Annotated in this window: 23 protein-coding genes; 13 read left to right on the plus strand and 10 right to left on the minus strand. The window is 45.6% G+C overall.

Annotation, left to right across the window (positions count from 1 at the left end):
* Positions 1 to 54: 54 nt before the first annotated feature.
* Positions 55 to 840 carry a DUF4058 family protein gene (locus SPB21_RS05665; protein WP_499865893.1) on the minus strand — a complete coding sequence of 262 codons (786 nt, stop codon included), beginning with the start codon at positions 838 to 840 and terminating at the stop codon, positions 55 to 57.
* 73 nt (positions 841 to 913) lie between these two features.
* Here SPB21_RS05665 and SPB21_RS05670 point away from each other — a divergent pair, with 73 nt between their 5' ends.
* The 4 genes from SPB21_RS05670 to SPB21_RS05685 all read left to right on the plus strand — a co-directional run bounded on the left by SPB21_RS05670 (position 914) and on the right by SPB21_RS05685 (position 3804).
* Positions 914 to 1204, plus strand: a complete 291-nt coding sequence (locus SPB21_RS05670; protein ID WP_499865895.1) for a hypothetical protein — start codon at positions 914 to 916, stop codon at positions 1202 to 1204.
* Between the two features lie 9 nt (positions 1205 to 1213).
* Positions 1214 to 1513: a hypothetical protein gene (locus tag SPB21_RS05675; protein ID WP_499865897.1), complete on the plus strand. Its 300-nt coding sequence runs from the start codon at positions 1214 to 1216 to the stop codon at positions 1511 to 1513.
* A 255-nt stretch (positions 1514 to 1768) separates the two neighbouring features.
* On the plus strand, positions 1769 to 2077 hold the full coding sequence (locus SPB21_RS05680) for a CU044_2847 family protein (protein ID WP_499865898.1): 309 nt from the start codon (positions 1769 to 1771) through the stop codon (positions 2075 to 2077).
* 14 nt (positions 2078 to 2091) lie between these two features.
* Positions 2092 to 3804, plus strand: a complete 1713-nt coding sequence (locus SPB21_RS05685) for a S1 family peptidase (RefSeq protein WP_499865900.1) — start codon at positions 2092 to 2094, stop codon at positions 3802 to 3804.
* 78 nt (positions 3805 to 3882) lie between these two features.
* Here the strand turns inward: SPB21_RS05685 and SPB21_RS05690 are convergent, their stop codons facing one another.
* Positions 3883 to 4449 (minus strand): Uma2 family endonuclease, encoded by a 567-nt coding sequence (locus tag SPB21_RS05690; protein ID WP_499865902.1) that lies wholly within the window; start codon positions 4447 to 4449, stop codon positions 3883 to 3885.
* A gap of 259 nt (positions 4450 to 4708) precedes the next feature.
* Here SPB21_RS05690 and SPB21_RS05695 point away from each other — a divergent pair, with 259 nt between their 5' ends.
* Positions 4709 to 5878, plus strand: a complete 1170-nt coding sequence (locus SPB21_RS05695; protein ID WP_499865903.1) for a metallophosphoesterase family protein — start codon at positions 4709 to 4711, stop codon at positions 5876 to 5878.
* Positions 5879 to 6022: 144 nt separating this feature from the next.
* A complete protein-coding gene (locus tag SPB21_RS05700) occupies positions 6023 to 6274 on the plus strand; it encodes a hypothetical protein (protein ID WP_163664408.1) in 252 nt (83 codons plus the stop codon).
* Positions 6275 to 6330: 56 nt separating this feature from the next.
* Here the strand turns inward: SPB21_RS05700 and glgB are convergent, their stop codons facing one another.
* Positions 6331 to 8631: a 1,4-alpha-glucan branching enzyme gene (gene glgB / locus SPB21_RS05705; protein WP_163664406.1), complete on the minus strand. Its 2301-nt coding sequence runs from the start codon at positions 8629 to 8631 to the stop codon at positions 6331 to 6333.
* 173 nt (positions 8632 to 8804) lie between these two features.
* Positions 8805 to 10115: an IS110 family transposase gene (locus SPB21_RS05710; RefSeq protein ID WP_499865905.1), complete on the minus strand. Its 1311-nt coding sequence runs from the start codon at positions 10113 to 10115 to the stop codon at positions 8805 to 8807.
* Between the two features lie 378 nt (positions 10116 to 10493).
* Here SPB21_RS05710 and SPB21_RS05715 point away from each other — a divergent pair, with 378 nt between their 5' ends.
* Both SPB21_RS05715 and SPB21_RS05720 read left to right on the plus strand, forming a co-directional pair.
* Complete coding sequence (locus SPB21_RS05715; RefSeq protein ID WP_499865907.1) at positions 10494 to 10709, plus strand: hypothetical protein; 216 nt, start codon at positions 10494 to 10496, stop codon at positions 10707 to 10709.
* 329 nt (positions 10710 to 11038) lie between these two features.
* Complete coding sequence (locus tag SPB21_RS05720) at positions 11039 to 12082, plus strand: Shedu immune nuclease family protein (protein ID WP_499865908.1); 1044 nt, start codon at positions 11039 to 11041, stop codon at positions 12080 to 12082.
* Between the two features lie 142 nt (positions 12083 to 12224).
* Here the strand turns inward: SPB21_RS05720 and SPB21_RS05725 are convergent, their stop codons facing one another.
* From SPB21_RS05725 to SPB21_RS05735, 3 genes are all read right to left on the minus strand, one after another.
* On the minus strand, positions 12225 to 12704 hold the full coding sequence (locus tag SPB21_RS05725) for a hypothetical protein (RefSeq protein ID WP_499865910.1): 480 nt from the start codon (positions 12702 to 12704) through the stop codon (positions 12225 to 12227).
* A 12-nt stretch (positions 12705 to 12716) separates the two neighbouring features.
* Complete coding sequence (locus tag SPB21_RS05730; protein ID WP_499865912.1) at positions 12717 to 13076, minus strand: hypothetical protein; 360 nt, start codon at positions 13074 to 13076, stop codon at positions 12717 to 12719.
* A gap of 271 nt (positions 13077 to 13347) precedes the next feature.
* The gene (locus SPB21_RS05735; protein ID WP_250564934.1) at positions 13348 to 13782 is read right to left on the minus strand and encodes a hypothetical protein; all 435 of its coding nucleotides are present in this window, start codon (positions 13780 to 13782) and stop codon (positions 13348 to 13350) included.
* A gap of 42 nt (positions 13783 to 13824) precedes the next feature.
* Here SPB21_RS05735 and SPB21_RS05740 point away from each other — a divergent pair, with 42 nt between their 5' ends.
* The 4 genes from SPB21_RS05740 (at position 13825) to SPB21_RS05755 (ending at position 17413) form a co-directional block, all read left to right on the plus strand.
* Positions 13825 to 14625, plus strand: a complete 801-nt coding sequence (locus tag SPB21_RS05740; protein WP_163664404.1) for a pre-peptidase C-terminal domain-containing protein — start codon at positions 13825 to 13827, stop codon at positions 14623 to 14625.
* Between the two features lie 337 nt (positions 14626 to 14962).
* A complete protein-coding gene (locus tag SPB21_RS05745) occupies positions 14963 to 15931 on the plus strand; it encodes a sensor histidine kinase (protein WP_163664402.1) in 969 nt (322 codons plus the stop codon).
* 357 nt (positions 15932 to 16288) lie between these two features.
* Positions 16289 to 16942, plus strand: a complete 654-nt coding sequence (locus SPB21_RS05750) for a response regulator transcription factor (protein WP_250564933.1) — start codon at positions 16289 to 16291, stop codon at positions 16940 to 16942.
* A gap of 222 nt (positions 16943 to 17164) precedes the next feature.
* Positions 17165 to 17413 (plus strand): hypothetical protein, encoded by a 249-nt coding sequence (locus SPB21_RS05755; protein WP_163664398.1) that lies wholly within the window; start codon positions 17165 to 17167, stop codon positions 17411 to 17413.
* Here the strand turns inward: SPB21_RS05755 and SPB21_RS05760 are convergent.
* The gene (locus tag SPB21_RS05760) at positions 17405 to 17989 is read right to left on the minus strand and encodes a PAS domain-containing protein (protein WP_499865915.1); all 585 of its coding nucleotides are present in this window, start codon (positions 17987 to 17989) and stop codon (positions 17405 to 17407) included. The two genes, SPB21_RS05755 and SPB21_RS05760, sit on opposite strands and share 9 nt — an antisense overlap.
* A 196-nt stretch (positions 17990 to 18185) precedes the next feature.
* The gene (gene guaD, locus SPB21_RS05765; protein WP_499865917.1) at positions 18186 to 19529 is read right to left on the minus strand and encodes a guanine deaminase; all 1344 of its coding nucleotides are present in this window, start codon (positions 19527 to 19529) and stop codon (positions 18186 to 18188) included.
* An 890-nt stretch (positions 19530 to 20419) separates the two neighbouring features.
* Here guaD and SPB21_RS05770 point away from each other — a divergent pair.
* On the plus strand, positions 20420 to 21691 hold the full coding sequence (locus SPB21_RS05770) for an adenylate/guanylate cyclase domain-containing protein (protein WP_163664391.1): 1272 nt from the start codon (positions 20420 to 20422) through the stop codon (positions 21689 to 21691).
* A 13-nt stretch (positions 21692 to 21704) separates the two neighbouring features.
* Here SPB21_RS05770 and SPB21_RS05775 read toward each other — a convergent pair whose 3' ends face one another.
* A complete protein-coding gene (locus SPB21_RS05775) occupies positions 21705 to 23159 on the minus strand; it encodes a cation:proton antiporter (RefSeq protein ID WP_499865919.1) in 1455 nt (484 codons plus the stop codon).
* Positions 23160 to 23208: the final 49 nt, after the last annotated feature.

Raw genomic sequence — 23208 nt, forward strand, 5'->3', positions numbered from 1 at the left:
TCAAGCCATAGAACTTAGGGCTTGTAAAAATTAAATTCACGGTTGTGCTCACGTTTAAGAGCCCCGTAATCCCTTGTCAGTCAGAAGATCATTTATCCAATCAGTTTCTTCATCGAATTCTGGGACAGGCTCTTTCTGGTAATCCAGTTTCAAATCGTAGCCAGAACGCTCATAAATCTGGTTTAACAAGCACTGCAAATCTACAGTGGGGGCCTGATCGCCCGAACGTAACGGCAGTCTGAAGGTGGGTATTTTATCCCTTAGATTAAATCTGTAAAGCTCTGCCTGGGGTCTTAGATCGTTCCGACTGACCAGAATACGATAGTCACTGTGCCAACCTTGACCCAAAATCGGCATGGGCTCATGGGCTCGCAGTAGATCAATTTCAACCAGGTGGGTGGAGCTAGTGAGTACCCGCTCCCGTTTGGTTTCGTAAGTCCGTCGTCCCTGTCCTGGGCGCTTGTTAATGGGGGACAGCACCTCAATGGCAGCAACGACTTCCTTAGTGGTCACTTCGCGTACTTCTAAATAGCCTTGCTTAACCGTCATTGGCATTGGCACTTCAACCAGCATCGGTTGCGATGGAGGAGACGCCACCGCAACATTTATAGACTGATTGGTCTGCTGCTGTGTTTTTTGTACGGTGACATCGGGAATGCCCACCAATAATGACTGGTCTCCAGTTGTTTCGTACATTCGCACTTCAACTGCAACCGAGTATTTAGGCCGCAGCTGGGGAGTCAACGACTCTGCTAAAGCTGCGATCAGAAGGAGGTGAACACCTGGCCAAATTTCCGGATGCTCTAAGTATGGATCCATTCCAGGAAATGGCGAAGGCACTGGACTTACTCCTTAGGGGGTTGGATGAGAACGATCGGCAAACTCAACTACTATCCTAGTGTAGGAGTCCTGGATGCCCGCAAAAATGGATTACGGTGACTTTACAATCAGTGACGTTAAAAAGCAGTTTGCCGTTAACTTGATTGAAGATCAGGCACTGTTTACCGATGTTCAGGGCCAAAATCCACCTCAATGGCTATCGGACTTTTTGGAAATCCGTCTACCGTTGGCCGATGCTATTGGTACTGAGAAAGCTAAGTCAGAATTTATTGTGGCTCCTATTTTGTCCGCTGCGCGTGAGCTGCTGAACCGCCAGATCAGTCTGTTTTCATTGAGTTTACGGTGGAGAAATCCCAGGGGTTAACGGGACGCTGTGATTATATTGTTAGTCGGTCGCGATCACATTACAGTCCTTTCAGTCCCGGCCCTAGCCCTGGTAGAGACCAAAAACGACCGCATCAATGCTGGGGTAGGCCAATGTATGGCAGAAATAATGGCCGCTGACCTGTTTAACCGTCAAGAAGAAAACAACTTAGCAACAATCTTTGGCTATGTGACCACCGGAGACCTACAGATTGGATTTGTCAGTACAAGAAGCAATGTAGTAAAGGATGTTGTACCGATTGGAAAGGTTATGTTACATTCAGTAGTAAAATTAAAAATAATTAATTAAACTATTAGCACATTGCAGCAAAAGCTTTTGAACAAACCCCTATAGAGTCATTATCAGTTGACTTGCTTTTTTTATGATGGAAAGTAGTACGAGCTATATTTAACGTATTCTAATAATTTAATTGGTAACCACTTAGTAGTTACTAATTTATTGACCATATCTAATATCGTAGATACCCTATCAGCATATTATGACGTTACTATTCTTCTAATAAAGGTAGTAATCGATAATTAACCCACTCTACTTCATAGTTATATGTCAGATTTTGGACTCAACTCAGAAAGAGTCGCTGTAGATCTACCAAATGGTGCAACGATTAAATTTGAGACATCAAGCTTTGGTAGAGAAGAAGTTTCCTTTAATAATTTTTCATTCAAGGAAGTTGAAAACGCTTTGCTTGGAATAACGGATGCTATTAAAAGTACTATTCAGAAAGCTAAGCCTCAAAAAGCATCGGTCAAATTTGGTATAGAAATAAGTGTTGATTCAGGCAACCTAACAGCTGTCATCGTTAAAGGTGCTGGCAAAGCAAATATAGAAGTTAACTTGGAATGGGGAGAATAGATTCACCTCTAGAAATGAATCATACAACTATTGAGGAACTTACTGAAAATTGTACTGTTAAGATCAGAATCTTAGGAAGGCAAAATACCTATGGCACTGGGTTTTTCATAGCTCCAGGATATATTGTTACATGTGCTCATGTGTTAAAGCAATCCCTCGACAAGAAAATAATTTGTTCGCTCATAAGGAGCGACAGGGAATTACCTGCGAGACTTGTTCATTCTTTTTCGCCTGAAATAGATTTAGCTATCCTAGAAACAAATCCTACATTCACGCATCCTTGCGTTCTTATAGGATGCGAAATCAATTTTAGAGATGATTGCTTTGCGTTCGGGTATACGGATTCTGAGGGAGGAAATCCCGACGGTGACCCTGTCACCCTAGAATGTGAGGGCTTTGCAGGAAGACAACGTGAGCTCATTAAGGTTAAAGGAGGGCAAGTTCGTCCTGGTATGAGTGGCGCGCCTTTGTTGAACCAAAGAACAGGAAAAATTTGTGGGGTCATTAACAAAAGCAGAAATCGACAAATTGACCTTGGCGGTGAAGCATTATCACCAAAAGTTATTTTTGAAAAATTTCCTGCACTAAAGGAAGTGCATGACTATTTCCATCGAACAAATAATGATTGGACCAATTATCTTCAAGAGAATGTTGAGCCTTTTCCCTCAGATTGGAATCGATTAGATAGAAATGATAAAAAGTGGTCTTCATATCTAAAAGCCCTATGTTTTTTGCTATCTGTCCTGTTTAAGTGGATAATATTAGGACTTAGAGCACCGAGAGCGTTTCCAGTTGAAACTATTAATCTTTTAATTAAACACACTCTAACTGGAGATTTAGGTCACGAAATTAACAAACAGAGAAAAGAACTTGTTAAAGATCTATCTAAGGTGGATTTTGAGGCTGGTGGGCAAGCCAGGATTATTAATCAGCTTGAATCTAAAGCGTCTATCCTTTCTGAGGTAATTACGATTTTGGTTCTAGATTCACGGGATCTAGCAAGTTCATCAAGATTGCTATGGGCAGTGGAATTAATATATGAACAGCAAGACTTATTGAATGACTTAAAAGAGTTAAAAGGTAATTCATATCCTAACTTGGAAAATTGGAAAAAAAGATTTGGATTTTTAAGAACAACCTCAGACAGACGCTATAGAGAAGTTGATAAGATTATCAATAAGTTACTTTTAAAGTATCCTAACAACGAACTTGGATTAACTAATCAATTCCATGTCATCCTTTGGGATTTACTGGATTTTTTTTCAGAAAATCCTATCTTAGGTATGTTTCTTTTCAGTGAAATGCTAGGTTATCTGAAAAAAATGTTTTCACAATCAGAAACAGATCGTTTGAATGAAGAAGATGAAGGTGAGGAGAATGACTATGCTGTTTTAGTTAAGTCTGTTCTCGAAGAACTTGAAGGTGATATCAAAAAATATCCACATTTGAAGGTTCTTAGTAAAACAAAGGTACTCCTTGAAAGTGTCGCAGGTAAACCAGTTGTAGGTGGACCCTATAGAGCTTGGGGGAAGAGTAAAACTAAAAATAAATATCATTTCAGTAGAAAGTGTAAGTTTTATCCAGAGAGGGCTCGCCCTCATGAGATGAATAAAATTAGCTGCTACAACTCTCATGCAGAGGCTAGACAAAAACACGAGCCTTGTAAAACTTGTATTAGTGCAGAAAACATAAAGTCTATGGACTTTATAGGAGATGAGTCCTCATGAGCAAGAAGAATATCCAGGTTCCCATTAATGCTTTTGTCCGTAACGTAAGCAAGGCAGTAGTCTGGTCCAAAGAGAACTTTACTCAAATAAGGTGGCAACACTACAGCTAAAACCAAGCACAATCGGGCTTTCTAAAGTATCTGAATCATAGAGCGTCATTGCCTTAACTAGTCGCCCCTCTTCACGGTGATAAATTTCAATCACATTGAGTTCTCGCTCAAAGATCCAATATTCCAGCACTCCTTGATTGGAATACAGCTTTAGCTTAGTTTTCCGGTCGCGCTCTTTATCTTTCTGAGTCTGAGATAACACCTCAATAGCAATTTCAGGTGCCCCCGTAAAGTGTCCAGCCTCATCTAGTAATTGATTGGATCTTTCGTTGTTGGCCCAAATCACATCCGGAATCACCGCATCCGTCGGTGAAAAAATTACCCCTGGTGCAAAGGCCGCTCGACCCAGACCACTTTGTTTAGACCAGCTTCGCAGTTCGGCATAGATGGCCCCAGCCACATTCTGATGGTCCACATGGGGCGCACGGGGCATATGTAAGGCTCCATCAATGATTTCGTAGTGATTGCCATTTTCAGGAAGACCCTCTAAATCGTCAACCGTCCAACGCATGGGTTGAATTTTGATCGATGTCATGGCTTTACTTCCTGGTGAAATTTGTGGGTTCACAGTAGGGGGCCAACATGTTGACACCCTACTAGGGTAGTACCCTTTGGGGAGAAAGGATTCTAATGCCCCAGCATCCAAAATACTTTACGTCTTTCATCCCCTGCGCTACCTTTCCCATAGATAAACCTTGTCCACGTCCAGAACTAGAGTTTTTCAGTAGAAGAACCTACAGGCTTCAACTTGGATGTGGTTGATCCTAACCAGACACGTATCCTCCGCTTTCCCCATGTTCAACCGGCGTCGCTTTCTCGTGCTCAGTAGCCTAGCCATTGGAGCCTGCTCCAGTCGCCCCATTGCTCAATCGGTTACGACTAGCAGCACCCCAGAGGTGTCCACCAGTTCCTCCCCCGCTGCCCCTGCGGTCCCCAAACGCCATCCCAACTTTGGTCAACCCATTGGCCCTGAAGAACTCTTTGCGCCTAAACGCGGTGATGTGCGAGCAGTGGTGATCAGTGATCTGAATTCCCGCTATGGGTCTGTAGACTATCGCCGTGAAGTGATAAAAGGCGTTTCCATCCTACCCCAATGGGAACCGGATATTGTGCTGTGCATGGGCGATATGGTGGCAGGTCAAGCCACTTTCTTAAGTACCTCCGAAGTGGAGGCCATGTGGGAAGGGTTTGATAACCTCATTCTTAAGCCTATTCGCGAGGCTGATATTCCCTATGCGCTGACCATTGGCAATCACGATGGGTCTAGCCAGACCTACGAGGGGGGCGGCTATATTTATGCCATTGATCGCGAAGTAACTACCCGCTACTGGCAGGCCCACCAAAATGATTTGGACCTACAGTATGTGGATATGGGTGATTTCCCTTACTATTACAGCTTTAAGCAGAACGATATTTTTTATATTGTCTGGGATGCATCATCGGCGAATGTGCCTACTGATCAAGTTGCCTGGGCTGACCAACAGCTAAGTAGCGAAGCGGCCCAGTCTGCCAAGTTTCGCATTGCTCTAGGGCATCTGCCGCTGTATGCCATTTCTCAAGGTCGCGATCGCTACGGTGAGTTTCTCAATAACGCCGACCAACTTCAGGCCATATTAGAACGTCACAACGTCCACACCTACATGAGTGGTCACCACCACGCTTACTATCCCGGCCACGTTGGTAATCTAAACCTGCTCCACTGCGGTGCCCTCGGCAGCGGTCCTCGCACCTGGCTCTATCGCACCGATGCCGCCATGCAAACAATGACGGTATTAGACTTTTTCTTTGAGACTGGCGAAACCGTTTATACCACCTACAACATGAATCGTATGGAACTGGTGGACACCCAAACCCTACCGCGACAGATCGTTGGCCCCACCGGACGTGTACTAAGAAACGACATTACTTTATCTGACTTGACAGCCGAAGAGCAGGGCCAGGACTACATTCGAAGCGACAACTAAGTACTTTCTCGGATTTTCCCTATCTCTTTCTTGTCATGGAGTGCCCACTAAGTCGATACGGAATCCATCGCTAAATCACGTATAAGGAAAAGTTGTGGCAATAATTTGTCTCTAAAGGCGAATTATTCATCATTCATGCCTTCTATGGTGGTTAAGCAAATTCGTTCGTGGCAAATTCCTCAAAATGTGCCGAACCGACCAGCCGAGTTGCCACCTGGTTCAACTGTTCGATTAACCATCGAATTCGATGGCCATGGCTATTGTCTGATGGCGACAGAATTAGACGGTGATTACACCCTGAAAGAGTGGCACCCGTCCCTCAAGACCGCTGAGCAAAAGGCTGCGGAGATGTTTGGGTCAAGAGCCAAAGATTGGGAAACCATGGGGCTGCCATAGAAAATGATCTGGCGCAAATAAGTCGGGTCCTTCTATAGAAGGACCCGACTTATTTTTTATACAAATCCAGACAAGGCTGCGGAAGACGTTCTTGCGGGATCCAGCTTAAACACAACCGTTGCCAACGGAGGCAAGGTCAAATCTAACGAATAGGCCCGATTGTGATAAGCCCAATCTTCGGACCACTTGCCGCCTAGATTGCCCATGTTGCTACCACCAAATTCGCGGGCATCGCTATTAAACACTTCGCGATAGTAACCTTTGGCAGGTACACCAACTCGGTAGTGGCTATGGGGCTGAGGCGTAAAGTTACAGACAACAACGATAAATTCATCGCTATCCTTAGCCCGACGGATAAAGGCCACAACACTGTGTCTGTTATCACTACAGTCAATCCATTCAAACCCTTGTTGGTCAAAGTCTTGAGTGTAGAGGGCGGGCTCACTCCGATAGGTGGTGTTGAGCTGCTCAAAAAATGCCTTTAGTTCTTTGTGAGGTTGATACTGTAGCAGGTGCCATTCCAGATCACCCCAGACATTCCATTCGCTCCATTGGCCAAACTCCATGCCCATGAACAAGGTCTTCTTACCTGGATGCATAAACATATAGGTGTAGAGACAGCGCATGTTAGCGTGCTTTTGCCACTCATCACCGGGCATTTTGCCAATCATGTTGCTCTTGCCATGCACCACTTCGTCGTGGGACAGGGCTAGCATAAAGTTCTCACTAAAGGCGTACCAGATACTGAAGGTGACGTTGTTTTGGTGGAACTGACGGAACCAGGGGTCCATGCTGAAGTAGTCCAGCATGTCATGCATCCAGCCCATATTCCATTTGAGGTTAAAGCCAAGACCGCCTACATAAGTGGGCCAAGACACCATCGGCCAGGAGGTAGACTCTTCTGCAATGGAGAGAATACCGGGATAATAGCTAAACAGTAGATGGTTTGTCTGGCGTAAACAATCGGCAGCTTCAATGTTTTCACGACCGCCGTATTCATTGGCAACCCACTCACCTGATTTACGGTTGTAGTCCAAATAGAGCATGGACGCTACGGCGTCTACGCGAATGCCATCAATGTGGTATTTGTCAAACCAAAATAGGGCATTGGCCACCAAGAAATTGCGCACCTCATTGCGGCCATAGTTGAAGACCAGAGTGCCCCATTCCTTGTGTTCGCCTTTACGGGGGTCAGCATGCTCATAAAGATGAGTGCCATCAAAGAATGCCAAACCGTGGCCATCCTTGGGGAAGTGACCTGGCACCCAATCCACCAGCACCCCAATACCGTTTTGGTGACACTGGTCGATGAAGTACATCAAATCTTCGGGAGAGCCATAGCGAGAGGTGGCGGCATAATAACCTGTGACCTGATAGCCCCAGGATCCATCAAATGGATGCTCAGCTATGGGTAATAGCTCAATGTGGGTGAATCCCAATTCTTTGATGTAGGGAATTAAGCGATCGGCGAGTTCTCGATAGGTGAGAAAACGGGCTCCGGGTTTAAGGTCTGCAACGGTTACAACCGGTGATTCAGTCCCGTCTGGCTGTAGAGCAGGATTGTTAGAAGATTCATGCATCCAAGAACCCAGATGCAATTCATACACCGAAATGGGTTGAGATAAGGGTTCCTGATGACGGCGTTGTTCCATCCAGGCGTCATCCTGCCATCCATAACTGTTGAGATCAGCTACAATGGACGCTGTTTTGGGACGAACTTCCTGCTGAAACCCATAGGGGTCGGACTTTTCGTAAATGTGTCCCTCGTGGTTTTTAATTTCGTACTTATAGTGGGCACCGACGGTCAGTTCTGGAATAAATAAGCCCCAAATGCCGCCATGGCCAATATTCATCTGGTGTTGGCGACCGTCCCAGTCGTTAAAGTCTCCTAAAATCGATACATTACGAGCGTTGGGTGCCCACACGGCAAAATAAATGCCTGTAACATCATCAATGGTGGTGGGGTGTGCCCCTAGTTTCTCGTAAATCCGGTGGTGATTACCTTCACCAAATAGATGAGCATCGTATTCAGTAACTAAGGGAGACCGGAAGGCATAGGGATCGTAAATCACATGCTCGTGGCCGTCCGCTTCATAGCGAAGCTGATAGCTCGCTAAATCATCAACGTCCAGGATGCATTCAAAGAAATCACCGTGATGCTCGTTAGTCATCGACACTGCCTGACGGCTATCAGGCATGATGACCCAGGCAGACTCAGCTTTGGGTAAATAGGCACGAACCGTCCATACATCTTTGCCATCTATCTGAATGCGATGGGGACCGAGAACGTCAAAAGGATTATGGTGATAATTGCCAACAATCCGGTCAATTTGCTCTGGGGCCGTTGTAAGTGCCATAGAAATCTAAACCTAATAACCGTATATAAAAACGTGCTTTTAAAGAGAGGGTGGTTCTTAATGCCTTTGTGTGAGCAAAGACTATGAAGTTAGGTTAACAGACGTTCCTTAACGGAATTATTTCCATAGCTAGATCTGTGGAGCGTTAACCTACAATTGCCTCTCACTTTACATTACTTTACGGCAAATTCTTTGACGAGCTCTTTATAGAGACTGCGCACAAATCTGGAGGCTGTTGCTGCTCTACGGAGTTTATCCTTTTCATTGGATCTGGCGAACTTATAGTGCAGTCTTAGAGATGCCACATGTCTAGGTATCTCCATATACTCAGCTGTGGCTCTGACAAGTTCATTATTCAGCCAATGACTCTGTTTTGAGTTGCCTAGTGAATCTACAAGCTTTTCTATATCCTTCTGCTTAGCCTTATTATTTTTGCCGAGGATCACAATTACGACTGATATGTATATCCATATTGCAGTACGTACATGCTTGGGTCCTCCAGCCTTCCATTCGAGCTTTTTGCCGGACTGAACCTGTACTTTTCCTATACCAAGGGCTAGTTTGAAACTTGCTTCACTGCGGTTTCGTTTGGTTAGCTTGTCCTTGCGTTTGCTGAAATCGCCGGGGATGTATTCGATAATCTGTCTGCTGTGCTCATTCAAAAATGATTCGAAGGGGTAGATAGCTCCTAGGATGGCTGCTCTGGTTTTGGGTGGCAGGCAGAACTGATCGAATATGGATTGGTATTTAGCGAATATTTCATTCGACATTAGTTCGGCTATCTGCAACTCAAGTGAGTATTCCATTCTGTGGAAGTTGCAGAGTTCCTTGGCTAACTCTTTAGTGTGCCGACTTAATCCGCGTCCGATTGTGTTTTCGATGCGTTCCTGTCGCTGCTTCCAGTAGGGGGCTCTATCTTCGCCTTCCTCTGCTACACGTCTAAGAATTGCTGGGGGCTTTTCGTCCATCCAGGGGCGTTGGCATTTTTCAACTGTAGGGGCTATTTCGGGGCATTCATAGGTCAGCCGCTGTCCTAGTCGATTGGCTAAAGGGTTACGGTTGCGAACGGTATTTTTCAGTGAGAGATACAGTTCTCTCAGCTCCATTTGTTCAGTGCCTAGAAATGCGTGGGCATCGCTATAGTTTTCGAGTGAATAGGATGCGATCGCAGCCGCATCAGGCTTATCTGCCTTATTAAAAATATTTTTGTAACGGCAATAAGCTCTGACTCGAATTGGGCTGACAAGTCTGACGTCTTTTCCATGCTTCTTGAGCTGGTCAATCCAAAGATACGAATAAGAGCCAGTAGGTTCTAGAACATAACAATCAGCATCTTGCTCTAACAGCCAGTCAATGCCCTCCTTACTGGCCTTAACAACATTTGGTCTATAGCTTCTGCTGAAGGACTTTAAGTCTTGTGGTACTTGATCGAGCACGCAAACATAAAGACTGTCTTTGCCACAGTCACACCCAACAATTTTCATAGAGAACCCATTCCTTATCGTCTAGTCACGGTATGGAATAACAAGCTGCTGTGTTTTTGATAAATGGTCCGGCGTAACAAGAAACCCATACCAGGTCGTGTTCTGTTTAAGACCATGCGATTCAGTCCGCGACCTCGCATCTGTGAGGTTTCGTCCTCTGAACCCTAGAGGACTCGTCAGGCGGCGCTAGATCCTGTCTTTTTTTGATGTCCTATAAAGAGGGCCCCTTGAGCTATATTACGCATAATATAATATTTATCTTGTGTATAATGCAAGAGTTAGAAGCAAACGTATTTGTGTAAATACGAAAGCAGTTGCAGCATTAGGTTTCCCAGGTTTATGCGTATAATATGGGCGTTCTTCATTAGGCTCTTGAAGATGCCGAAAGCTGGACATAGTGAACATGGTCAGCCGAAAACTGAACGTCTGAATGCTTCCCTTTCGCCGGATGGCAAACAGGGTTTGATGGATATGGCTGACTCCTATGGGGTCAGTGTGTCTGAATTATTGGAACAAATAGGCAGGGGGGCCATACCGGTAGGTTCGCCGGGGGAACTCGTAGTCAACAGTTATTGGTTCTCCGACGACTGTTGACAGAACTAAGAAAATTTTTAGGCAAGACGGAGACTGCTATCGACCAGATTTTGGGCTACAGCGATGACAAGTGATGTTGTCGGGGCGCAAGCTTCATTAGCGAGAATGCTGAGTGATTTGGAATTTATTAAGTATCCAAGCCACGGTAAACATTACTATCGGCTGCGGTGGGGCGAGGGTTGCCAGGTACTAGATCACTAACCCGGAATATCTAGATTACGTTCTTGACCACTGGAAAACTCAGAAGTTAGTTGTCGAACCAGCGGATCAATGGAGTCTGAAATAATCCGGTAGAATCACTTTCTGATGTTTAGGCAAAAAGTCGAAATATGGAAGAATTTAAAGAAAATACATCTTTACCTGAATGGTTAGAAAGATTAACACAAAGAAGTGGAACTTCCCTTCAACTGAATAAACAAGGTACTTTAGAGCTATTGAAAGCTCGATTGGCTATTGGTTGTCCCAATACTCCTGAAGAGCTAGATAGACTACTGAAAATATATGAAACATACGCAGAAACTACTCTGCGAGAAAGTCCTAAATTAAAAGATTTTGTATGGGAAAGGAGTTCTATAGATATTGGAGAGATTGAGAGCTATCTTGATGAAAATGAAGATAAAAGAGAATATTTAGCATTTTATTTGCTTAGAAATTTAATTCAAACAAAGCAATCTTTTCAAGAGGAAAAAACTAGAAAATCAGCATTTTCTATGTACTGGACTTTCTGGATGTACCATGCGTTATTTTTAAGTGATGATGGATTCATCAATACTTTCTGGCAAGGTTCACAAGTCAATGCTCTCAAGCGAATTCTAAATATTTGGAACCAAAATAAGACTTGTAATGATGAAGAATTCTGGCAAACCAAATTATCTGAAAACCCTGCTTTTATTTGTCAAGTTTTTCCTTATCCAGTAGTAATATTTCAAGATAAGGCATTTGTAGGCGGAACGAGATTTACCAAGAAGGGAGGCAGAGAAGTCGATTTTCTTTTGAAGAATAGTTTAACCGAGAATGTCGTCTTACTGGAAATAAAGACTCCAGGAACTAAGCTTTTAGGCAAAAAATATAGAAATACATATGGTATATCTCCTGAACTATCGGGTGTAGTAGGTCAAATGCTAGCGTATAGAGATAGATTACTTAAATCTTTTGTTCACCTGAGTCATGATCATAGACGTGAAACTGATGAAGAGATTAATGCGTTTAACCCTACCTGCTTGATCTTAGGTGGGAATATAAGCTTGGAGTTAACATCCCCTGAGAAAAGAGATGCCTTTGAACTTTTTCGAAGTGAGCTAAAAAACATTTCCATTATTTCTTTTGATGAACTTTTTAGAAAAGCTGAAAATCTTTTAAATCTGTTTGAATAGTCTCCTTTTCTGTTGCTTCTTACCTGCACTCATTTTGTAATAAGCGCGTTGAGGTCTTCTTCTTCCCATTACTAAGGATGCTTCATGGTTGTTTTCTGGCAAAAATGCTATTCCTGAGATCGCATACTCATCCATAACAAATCTACGAAGCATCACGCTTTTCTCGCTTAAGTTTAGCCCTACTTCGCAGTAGGCTAACGGTTAATTTCTTGTCCTGCTGCCGATGCTGCATGATCCAAAAAGCACGACCGTTCCATAGGTTAGCCCGATATGATGGCCACGAACAACTCGGCCCATGCCAACCATTCTTCTTTAGCCTGGCCGCTGGGGGTTTACCCTCTGCGATCGCAACCATCCGATCCCGTAAACCATCATCAATGCCAACGGGCATCTTTTCCTCAATCACTCGGGCATAGACCACACCCCGTAGCTGCCGATGCTCATGCCGATGCAGGGTAAGCAAACCAATGACAACATTGTCTAGAAAGTACAAAAACTTGGGATTGGTCCATTGAAACAACCCATGCTCAAAACACTGGAAGATTAGCGGCTCTGCTTCTAGCCAATCATGGTGTTCCAACTGGTTAAGCTGGGTGATGGGGTTTGGGTCTTGAGATCGCATGGTATCAACCTCCTATTCCCAGGGTAACCAACCATTCAACCGCTTGGCCATCACAAATGCATCAGCTGTGGTCTGTCGAGGGTCAGACAGGTCATCCATTGACTCTTCAGTGAGGGTATAGCCATCACCCCATACATTCATTTCTTCAGCATTTCCTAAGTCCACGTCCTTACGGGGCTTACCCATCTCAAACTTAGCCGCACCGTTGACCATCATGTAAACCACCTGGGGCGCATTGAGGGATTTTAGATGGTCCATCAGACTGCGGTAGCTGCCATCAAAATGATCGAGGGCTTCTTGCAGGATGGCTAACTCTGCCGAGGCGAGCTGGGATGCTATTTCGGTGGGAACTGACCTAGATTGCTTAGCCATAGCTTTTGCGTAGATTCTGACTGATTAAACCATTGGCAACTCCATAAGCATTTCCATATGATTTCTGGATATGACGTTGCCTTTTCATTAGGTCAGGCCAGAAGGGAATGCCCTGCGCAAAAGCCCGTATGTGTGAAAAAAGTAGCATTAAGCCATATCTCAAACAATAGCTTGATTAAGTTATGTAAAAACAAGTGCTAGGTTGATTTTCTAAGAAAAGTTGTTTTGGCAGTTCCCTCATTCTCTAACCCCATGCCCTACTCCCCAAAATTTATGGCAAAAACGGAATCACTGGTTTAAAGGCACGGCGGGCCTGCAATAGCAGAATGATGAAGCGAATGTCAGAATTGAGGGTGAGGACGGTTTGGCGTGTGGCGAGCTCTGAATGGAGTTGGGCGTAGTCAGCGGGTGATAAGGGTGCGCCATCTAATGGCGAGCGGGCTTCAAAGATAATTTCAGTTCTCAATATTTCTTCTGGCACATCGTCAGCGGGGGGCAGCACAATTTGGTCTATATTGACTCCCGAAGTGGTAGCAGGATTTGCTACAGGCTGCTCGTCAGCGGGCATGATAGCTGGACTAATGGATTGTGCTAATCCATTAGTGCTGAGGTGAGACCAGAGTCCGAGACAGCTGATGCTAATACCTAAGATTTTTTGCCAGGGCACCATGGGTTTAGATGGAAAATTTCCGCTATCGTGATGCATTACTAATCATAATTGCTGCTGTGGGCAGCGCTAAGGAGTTCTATGCCTAGCTTTTTCATACTCAGTTTAATGGGTCGTCAGATACATCGCGAGTCTAGTGGACGACTCGGTAGATTATTGAAACTGGCTCAACGGGCAATCTACGCGGGGACAGCCTTAGTGGTGTGTACGGCTGTAGCTACCCCGGTTGCGGCTCAAACCCTGCTTGACGAGCAGCAGGTTGAGTTTCAACCGCAGCAAGATACTTATACGTTTACGGCTGAAGCCGGTCAAGCCATCATTATCGAGATGGTGAGCGAGGAGTTTGATACGTTTGTCACGCTATTAAATCCAGCTGGGGAAATTCTGGAACAGAATGACGACTATAACGGGACTCCCCAGGCAACGATTGTGGCAGAGTTGCCTGAAGATGGTGAATATACATTGCTAGCAGGCTCGTTCTATGGACAGTTTGGGGGGAATTATCGCCTCTCGGTCAAATCTGCTTCTGACTATCAGCTGGTTTATGATCGGGCATTAGAGTTAATGCAGTCTGAGGACTATGGTGAGGCGGCTGAGGCCTATTCGGCAGCCATCGTTCTAATGCCTGAGGATCCAAATGCCTATTTGGGTCGAGCTGATGCTTTGCTACGTCAACAGGCGTTATTGCAAGGTGAATCGTTTGCGGGGCCTGGCAGTTTGCCGACAGACGTTCGGGCAGACATTGTGGATAACTATGAAAAAGCAGCTCAGCTTTATGGGGCGAACGGGCAAGGGGACTTTGCTTCGCTGATTCTCGAACAGGCAGAATTTGTCCGGTCTGGTCAGACGCCTGAGGGTTCATTGGATGGTGCCGGTCAGTAGCATCAATACACTTCAATTTTTTTGGATTTATTGAAAATTGGCGATTTCTTTACACAATGGTCAAAACTTTCCGGATGGCTATGGGTCTTTAAGAAAGTGTGAATGAGTAGATGAACCTTGACATATCCCTCACAGTTAATGCTGAGGGATTTTTTTTTGTCTTAATTTTTACTGGATATGCCGGTCTATGGTGGTTGCTGGTGTAGATGGTTAGGTTTTGAGGAAAAACTTGGCAGGGGCAGTAAAGCGAGTGTTTAGGCGGTGCACAACCGCTATATTTCTCGGTATTGGTAATGTAGGTGTTAGCTTGCTGTGACGCTGGCCCGTTTAGATGCCTATGCCTTCATCTTTTGAGGATGCTAGCCGCGACGACCTATTGGTGTTGGTTAAGGATTTAACCCAGAAACTACAGGCGTTAGAGGCTCAAAAGCACGATGCAGAGATCATGCTCGATACGGTTGTGGAGCATTCCACCCTATTGGAGCATGAGCTACAGTTGGCTGAACGCCATGTCAGGGAGTTGAATGGTGTATTAGAAGAGCGGGTGAAACAGCGCACCGCCGAGTTGGAAGCGGCGAATCAGAATTTGGCTCGGGAGATTGCTGAGCGTCAGCAGGCGCAGGAAGAAGCGATGGCGTTGGCCCGGCAGGTTTTAGAGCAGCGTTCGCTCACCATCGAACGGACCTACGAGGCAGTGCACAATGGTCCATTGCAAGAATTAGCGGTTCTGCTACGGACGGATATTAGTTCGTTTTCGGATGAACAGTTGCGATCGCAACTCCAAAAAGTCAATACCGATCTGCGGGGCATCTATCAATCCATGCGGGGGGCTGTGGATAATCATCATGAAGTTCTTTGTCTAGAAGGTGGCTTGACCTTAGACCTGAGTGAAGATTTACCGGGGTTACTATTGCAAACCTTTGAACATACCTTAGAAAGAGACTTTCCTGGGTTTAAGACCATTCTGTTTCAGATCACGCCAGACTTTAGCTCGCTGACGACGGCAGCCTTATCCCTGGACCAGAAACGGGGCCTCTGTCTGTTTTTGCAAGAGGCCCTATGTAATGTGGGTAAACATGCCTTAGGTACAACCCGATTAGATGTGCTGTGTGAACGCCATCAAGATAGCCACTATCTGAGCATTGTGGACAATGGCCAGGGCCTTACTGAGGAAAAAGGGCTCTCCACATCTGACCAGCAGGGCACGCATCAAGCCCAACGACTGGCTAAATCTCTGTCTGGGAAATTCCAGCGCCGATGTAATGTGCCCCAGGGGATGTGGTGTGAGTTGGTTTGGCCGTCTTAGTTCTTGGTTTTTGGTTTTTGGTTTTTAGTTCTTGGTTCTTGGTTCTTGGTTCTTGGTTCTTGGTTCTTGGTTTTTGGTTTTTGGTTTTTAGTTCTTGGTTCTTGGTTCTTGGTTCTTGGTTTTTAGTTCTTGGTTTTTGGTTTTTAGGTTGCTAATCTTGGAAATTCTGATCTTTGAGTTTTCTTGCTTTAGAACGTAACTCCATCACAGGGCATCGTCTTGCTTATGGGGTAGGAAATGGAGGTTGTGGCTTGCTAGATAGGTAAAATTTGCTGTCAGTTTTGCTGCACCCACCTTTCTACTCCAGTATGGTGATGCCAAATACCATCGGGCAACACTATGGATTTAGGCGAAGACATGTCAAGAAAGCAATGTTTTTTGGTCGTTGATGACCATGAAGCTGTGTTGCAGGGTACGGTGCCTGCTTTACAAAAGGCCTATCCCTGGGCAGATATTTTTACGGCCCAAGACTATGGGGCGGCGATTCAGAAGATGCAACAGGTACAACCTGGGCTGATGGTGGTTGATCTGAGCATTCCCCATGCATCCGGTGAGGTGGCTACCCCAGAGGTGGGTCTTAAACTCGTGGAGAAATTATTGACCAGCACCCTAGCTCCGAACATTGCGGTGCTTAGTACGGATATTAATCCTCTGGTGCGGTTGAAGAGCATGATTAAAGGCTATGAGGGGGGCTTTGCTGCCATGGATAAGTCTTTGCCGCTACAGGAGATGCTTAACTATATTGATTTTGCGATGCGGGGGTCGGTGTATTTACCCCAAAAGGTAAAGTCACGACCGGAGTTTCATCCTAAATGGTTGGAACTGCTGCAGCTCAGGTTTCAGGAAGGGCTGACGGATAAGGCTGTGGCTAAACGCATGGGCACTAGCGATCGCACCATTCGCAACTATTGGGTGCGTATTCAGGATGCTTTGCTAATTGGTGATGAGCCTGACAAAGATCTAAAGGTACAAATTGAGATTGAAGCTCGCAAAATAGGCTTGATTCATTAATTGCTACGGGGGCACATCGTCGCTGTTTGACGATGGACTATAAATTGCCAGATTTGGAAAAAACAGATTTCCGAATTGCCACCCAAGGAAAGATTTTTCCATTGAATTAAGCCACACTTAGGTTGAGCAATACAGCCTACGGCTGACGAACTTGCACTCAACCCATCATTGTTCCGCAAAGCAAGAGATTTAAACCAAGTGTGTTTCTAGGGAGATTCAACCATGCCAGTGCCTCAAACGTCAGCAGAGTGCAAGCAGTTTCTCAAGATTAAGGAAGTGGGTTCTAGCTATTGGCAACAACTGATCCACATTGGTATTCCCAAGCAACATGCGCGATCAATTGCGGTTGCGATCGCAAAGTACGACATTGCCCAATGTCAACCTCAAGAACTGCAACGCCAGTTAATTTGTCACTACAGTGCCTTTGTGTGTCGAGCCAATCTGTGGCGACCTGGACTGCTGCTAGCTTAATGTTGTTACAGGCTGAATAACAGTAAGGATGGTTTGTTCATCTTTGAAGATAAACGGTTGAAGCGAAACCGTTGCATCAAGAGAGCTACCATCAGGCTGTGCCCAGCGGAATTGACCACTGAATGTGTGCTGCTTAACCATGGCCATGATTAGCTGCTGAGAGTCCCCTGGGTCAGAACAGAAATCTGTTATTTTCTGTTGCCCTAACTGTTCGACAGAAACTCCTAGAAACTGACAGATGGTCGGATTGCCATAAACAATATGCCCATCCACAAGGCGAGCGATCATTAACCCCACTGGCAACGCTTCTGCAACAAGCTGAAACTGTTCTATTGACTGATTTTTCTGCGCTTCTTCAAAATCAGTTAAGCCTGTAGCATGCTCCAGTTGTAGCACCAGCTTTTGATTTTCTTCTCGTAGGGTATCTAAAAGTGTATCCGAGTGTTCAAGGGCCATATCCAGCATCAGCTGTAGGTCATTTTTTTCCTGTTCTAGCTCTGACAATCGATGTTCTAACACAGCCTGTTGATCTGAAACATCGACAGCGTGAGGGACTGGATGATCACTATCTGACATAACTCGAATAAGAATAACTACTGGTACTGTAAAGGACCTGATGGTCAGATACTTTCCAAAAGTGGAAAATTATGTACCTTATGACTGGCTTAATCAAAAGCACACAAATCACCCTTTCTGGGCTCCCTATAGTTGGGTAAGCAACTGGCTGTAAACACTCGCTAATCCATGGGTGGCCTAAATCAGTAACGGCAAATCAGATTGAAACCCGTTCTCCTAAGATGTAAGTTGCCTCGACCACCCGATCGTCCCCCATCATGATCAGTGAAAACGTGCGATCGGCCAGTTCTTGAAGATTACTGGGGGCCTCAGACGCATTACGAAAGGCCATTAGCGGTGTGGCCCGTGGATTCAGCACAATAAAATCTGCAGCTTTACCAATGTCAAAATTACCCAGGACGTCATCCAGGCAGAGCGCCCTGGCACCACCTAAGGTCGCTAAGAACAATGCTTTAAAAGGAGACAGCTTTTGACGACGCAACTGGGCGACTTTGTAGGCTTCATTCGCCGTTTGCAACATTGAAAAGCTTGTGCCTGCCCCTACATCTGTTCCCAGCCCTACTTTGACAGGATACTCTTTTGACTTGGCCTGTTCGATTTTGAACAAACCACTGCCAAGAAACAGGTTAGATGTGGGGCAAAAAGAAACGGCGGATTTAGCCTCTGCCAGACGTTTAAATTCTTTATCGGTTAGCTGCACCCCATGGGCAAAAACCGAACGCTCCTTAACTAAACCGGCCTGATCATAGGTATCCAGATACCCCTCATAATCAGGGAAAAGCTGTTTTACCCAGGCCACTTCATCCACATTCTCAGACAAATGGGTGTGGAGATAAACATCTGGAAATTCTGCTAAGAGCTTCCCAGCTAAGCGCAGTTGTTCATCGGTCGAGGTGACGGCAAATCGAGGGGTGACTGCATAATGTAACCGACCTCGTTTATGCCACTTTTGGATCAGCGCTTTAGTCTCTTGATAGGATGATTCTGCTGTGTCACAAAGCACTTCAGGCGCATTGCGATCCATCATCACCTTACCGGCAATCATACAAAGATTACGACGCTCTGCGGCTTCAAAAAAGGCATCAACAGATTGTGGAAAAACACAGGCAAAGACCAGGGCTGTTGTGGTACCGTTGCGCAACAGCTCATTCAAGAAAATCTCAGCCACCTCTCGGGCGTAGGCCTTATCCTTAAATTTGCTTTCTGTCGGAAAGGTATATTGATTGAGCCACTCTAAGAGTTGCTCTCCGTAGGCGGCAATCATGCCAGTTTGGGGATAGTGGATGTGGGTATCGATAAAACCCGGCATAATCAGTCGATTGGCATATTCAATAATTGAAATATTTCCATATTTAGCTTTTATGTCAGCATAATGGCCAAAATCCTTGATCTTGCCATTATCCAGTACCAGTAGCCCATCGGCTATATAGCGAAGGCTGTCTGTCTCGGGCTGATAAAAGGGATCGTCAATAAAATCTAAAAACGACCCACGAATACCCTTGAGCAGGGACCAACCTGACTGACCATCTGAAGCAGACATTGACTAGAAAGAGAAACTAAGGAATAAGCCACCTCATCATATCCTGTCCCCAGAACCCCAATCTCTACTCTCCACTCTCATAAAACAATACAGATTTTTTCCTGTAGCTCACTAACGAACTGACCAAAGAATTCTGACTTAGATGATGTGGGTAAAGCCATGGTTTCAGGTCCCTCCCCACTACTGTGTAAGGGGTTTTCTCGAACAGACTATATCGGTTGAAGGCCCCCCTTACGGAAGCTACGGTGTACACACAAGTGATCGAAAATGGCGATGACGATTGCATCACCCCCTCTAACTCCCCCTTACCAAGGGGGAGGACCGGAGTTTTCCCCCTAACAGGGGACCTGGATAACTGATGGCTTCTTTACCAGGAATGTCCCAAGGTTAATTGTCCGTTTGATTTTGGCTCCTTCCTAAGCGCTATGCCCATCACCATGGCTGATCAGGGACAGCTATCGTGGCTGAGCAAACGAACCGTCGATTACCCTGAGATTAATATTAATTGACTGCCTGAGTTTTCCGTCTCTGGAAAAAATACTAAGAAATAGATAGCCCAGTGCCATTTATCACCTTAGGTTAACTGCTGATTCAAACCACTGTGCGATCGCATCATCACCGTACCGGTTCTAAATTGGCGAATTCAGGCCCCCACGTTAGATTGTTTAAGGAACGCCCTTTATAGGACTCCCAAGGTCTACGCCTGTGTTCCGCTATGGGACCATGGTCCCTAATGATCCAGGTAGCTCCACTGTGCGATAAGGTATTTTGCGACCCCCATTATCTGGCATTCATGACTAATCCGCCAAATGGCTGAGTCGTCCTTATGTAAATACTCCTGGATTTTTTTAGCATCCATGTAAACATGGCTAAAGGTGCTGCTCTCCCCTATGAATGTTCTTTCCTCTAACTCTGATGATCACGCCCTTGACGGCCAATCGCTGCAACAGCTTGCCGCAGAAAATAAGCGATTGCGTGATTTACTAGCGCTCGTCCAGAGCGAACGTGACAGTTTAGAGGCCTTAGCTAATATTGTGACCGAACATTCCACCGTGCTGGAAAATTCGCTCAATCAACAAAAGCGGGAAATGCTAGGCTACATTGACCAGGTGAAAATTGTTACCTCAGCAGCGGCAGCAGTTCAACAAAATGTGTTTACCTCCCAACACTTAGAAAAAATTGCCCAGCGTGATGATGAGCTAGGTAATCTAGCCAAGGTATTTACAGAAACAGTGTTAGCCGTCAAACACCATGAACAAACATTGGTGGAGACTAACCAACATTTAGAACAACTATTGCAGGCGTACAGTCGCTTTGTTCCTCAGGAACTGTTGCATTTTTTACAAAAAGAGAGCGTGATTGATCTACAGCTAGGGGATCACGTCAGCAAAGAAATGGCCATTTTGTTTTCCGATATTCGTGGCTTTACTACCCTGGCTGAGACCATGACACCCCAGGAAAACTTTAATTTTATCAATACCTATTTGGGATACGTTAGCCCAGAAATTGCTAATCACAACGGTCTGATTATGAAATACATGGGCGATGGCTTAATGGCCGTCTTCCCAGATGGGGTGGATGATGCGCTGCAGGCCTGCATTGCCCAGGCCCAGCGATTGCGAGACTATAACCAACATCGCCGGGCCCATGGTCATATCCCCCTAAGTGTAGGCATGGGTATTCACGTGGGGCGCATGATGGTGGGCATTGTGGGTGAGAGCCATCGCATGCAAGGGGATGCCTTATCTGACAATGTGAACCTCACAGCCCGACTGGAGGGACTCACCAAATACTATGGTGTTCAGTTGCTGGTTTCAGAAGATGTTCTGCGGAAGCTGACGGATTGCGATCGCTACCCAGTGCGCCTGATTGATCGTGCCATTGTCAAAGGTCGGCACACCCCCATCACTGTCTACGAAGTGCTGGATGCCGAAGAAAAGACCCTGCGAGCCCACAAGCTCAAAACCCTACCTCAATATTTAGAGGCTCTAAATTTTTATCAACAGGGCCAGCTAACCAAAGCCCAGGCCTGTTTTGAACAGGTTTGCCAAGCGAACCCCACCGATAAGACGGTGCAGCTTTATCTAGAGCGGTTGCAGCTGCTACAAAAACAGGGACTTCCCGACGACTGGCAAGGCATTTGGGAGTTTACGCAGAAGTAGATTCAGCCCACACTTATGCCAGCACCATCCAAAACAGGAAGGTTAACATCAGGCTCATGGTCCCAATCAAATGGTCAAACTGCTCAGGTACACGGGGAAATTTGATCGATAGCTTTTGAAAAATTAGCAAGTACGCTAGCCAACCAGCTGCAATGGTGATCAGGGGTTTGACAACATTTTTCAAACTGTAAGCTTCATAATAAAGGCCATTTGCCAACACCAATCCGCCCAGCAATATTACCAGGGCTGACCAAAAACCTGCATTGGGGCCATCTTCGGATTTTTCCGAATTATGAACATGGGGCAAAAAGATAAACTTGGCAAATGAGATGGCTGTGCCTAAGGCCGCAATATTCATGCCGATCACTTGCCAGGGCACCAGATTCTTAGAAGTCAGTACTTTAGCGCCAAACCCTGCCAGTAAGGGAAAACCTGAGATGGAAAAACTGGCGATGGCTAACGCTACCCATATAGACGTGGGGATGGGGTTTTTCTTCAGTACCTTAATGTCGCGACTGGACAACTTGCCCGTAATCAGGAAAAGGGCTGATTTTACCAAGCCATGGGTGAGGGCATAAAAGCCACCTACAGCTGGTGCCGCCAAGATAAACCCGAGCTGAGAAACGGTATGAAATGCCAGGATACGCTTGGTATCTTTAGAAAATACAGCGTAGCCCACACCTAAAAGCGCGGTTGCCACACCAAAGAAACGAACGATAGTGTCAATCTCAGGCAACATGAGTGCAAACCGGACGAGGGGAAAGACACCGGTTTTGACCACGACGCCTGACAGCAGAGCGGATATGGGTGATTCCGATTCAGAGTGGGTGAGCGGTAGCCACAGCCCTGAAACAAAGATGCCGCCTTTGGTTAAAAGGCCGATAAAAATGAGGGCAATGGCCTCTGCTGAAGCGTTTGCCAACCCAGTGAAGGCAAAGGAATTATTGGTTTGATAGACCAGCACAGCCCCGAGCAAGTAAAACAGCATGGCCGTATTACTGACAAATAGATAACGCAGCCCTACCCAAATGGAACGGTCAGTGCGGGGGTAGGCGATCAACAAAAATCCGGCAATGCTGATGACTTCTAGGGCAACATAGACGCTAATTAAATCTGCGCTAATAAAGACGGCGTTAACGCTGCCGTGCAAAATGATAGCTTGGGTGTAGAAGAAAGCGCCTTTGTTACTTTGCCAGCAGTAGAGAATGACCGCTGTGGTGACAACGGCATTGGTAAGGATAAAGAAGCCGCTCAGACCATCAATAAGTAAGCTGACGCCGAAGTTATCTAATAGTTGAAACGTTACCGGGTCCGGATTGAGCACATGCCAGAACCCATAGCCGAATGAAACCAATGAAATGATAATGGCCAGAGCCCGATCTAATTTGGGTAGCAGGTAAATGCTGAAGCCTATAAATAAGGGCAGGGCAATCCAAATAAGGCTAAGGGTTTCATGGTTTACTATCATTTTTTCTTTTAAGGCATCCTATTGTAGGAATAGCATGGGACGGACCAGC

The sequence above is a fragment of the Leptothoe sp. ISB3NOV94-8A genome (genome assembly GCF_043421595.1).
In the GTDB taxonomy this organism is placed as follows: Bacteria; Cyanobacteriota; Cyanobacteriia; order Phormidesmidales; family Phormidesmidaceae; genus Leptothoe; species Leptothoe turfae.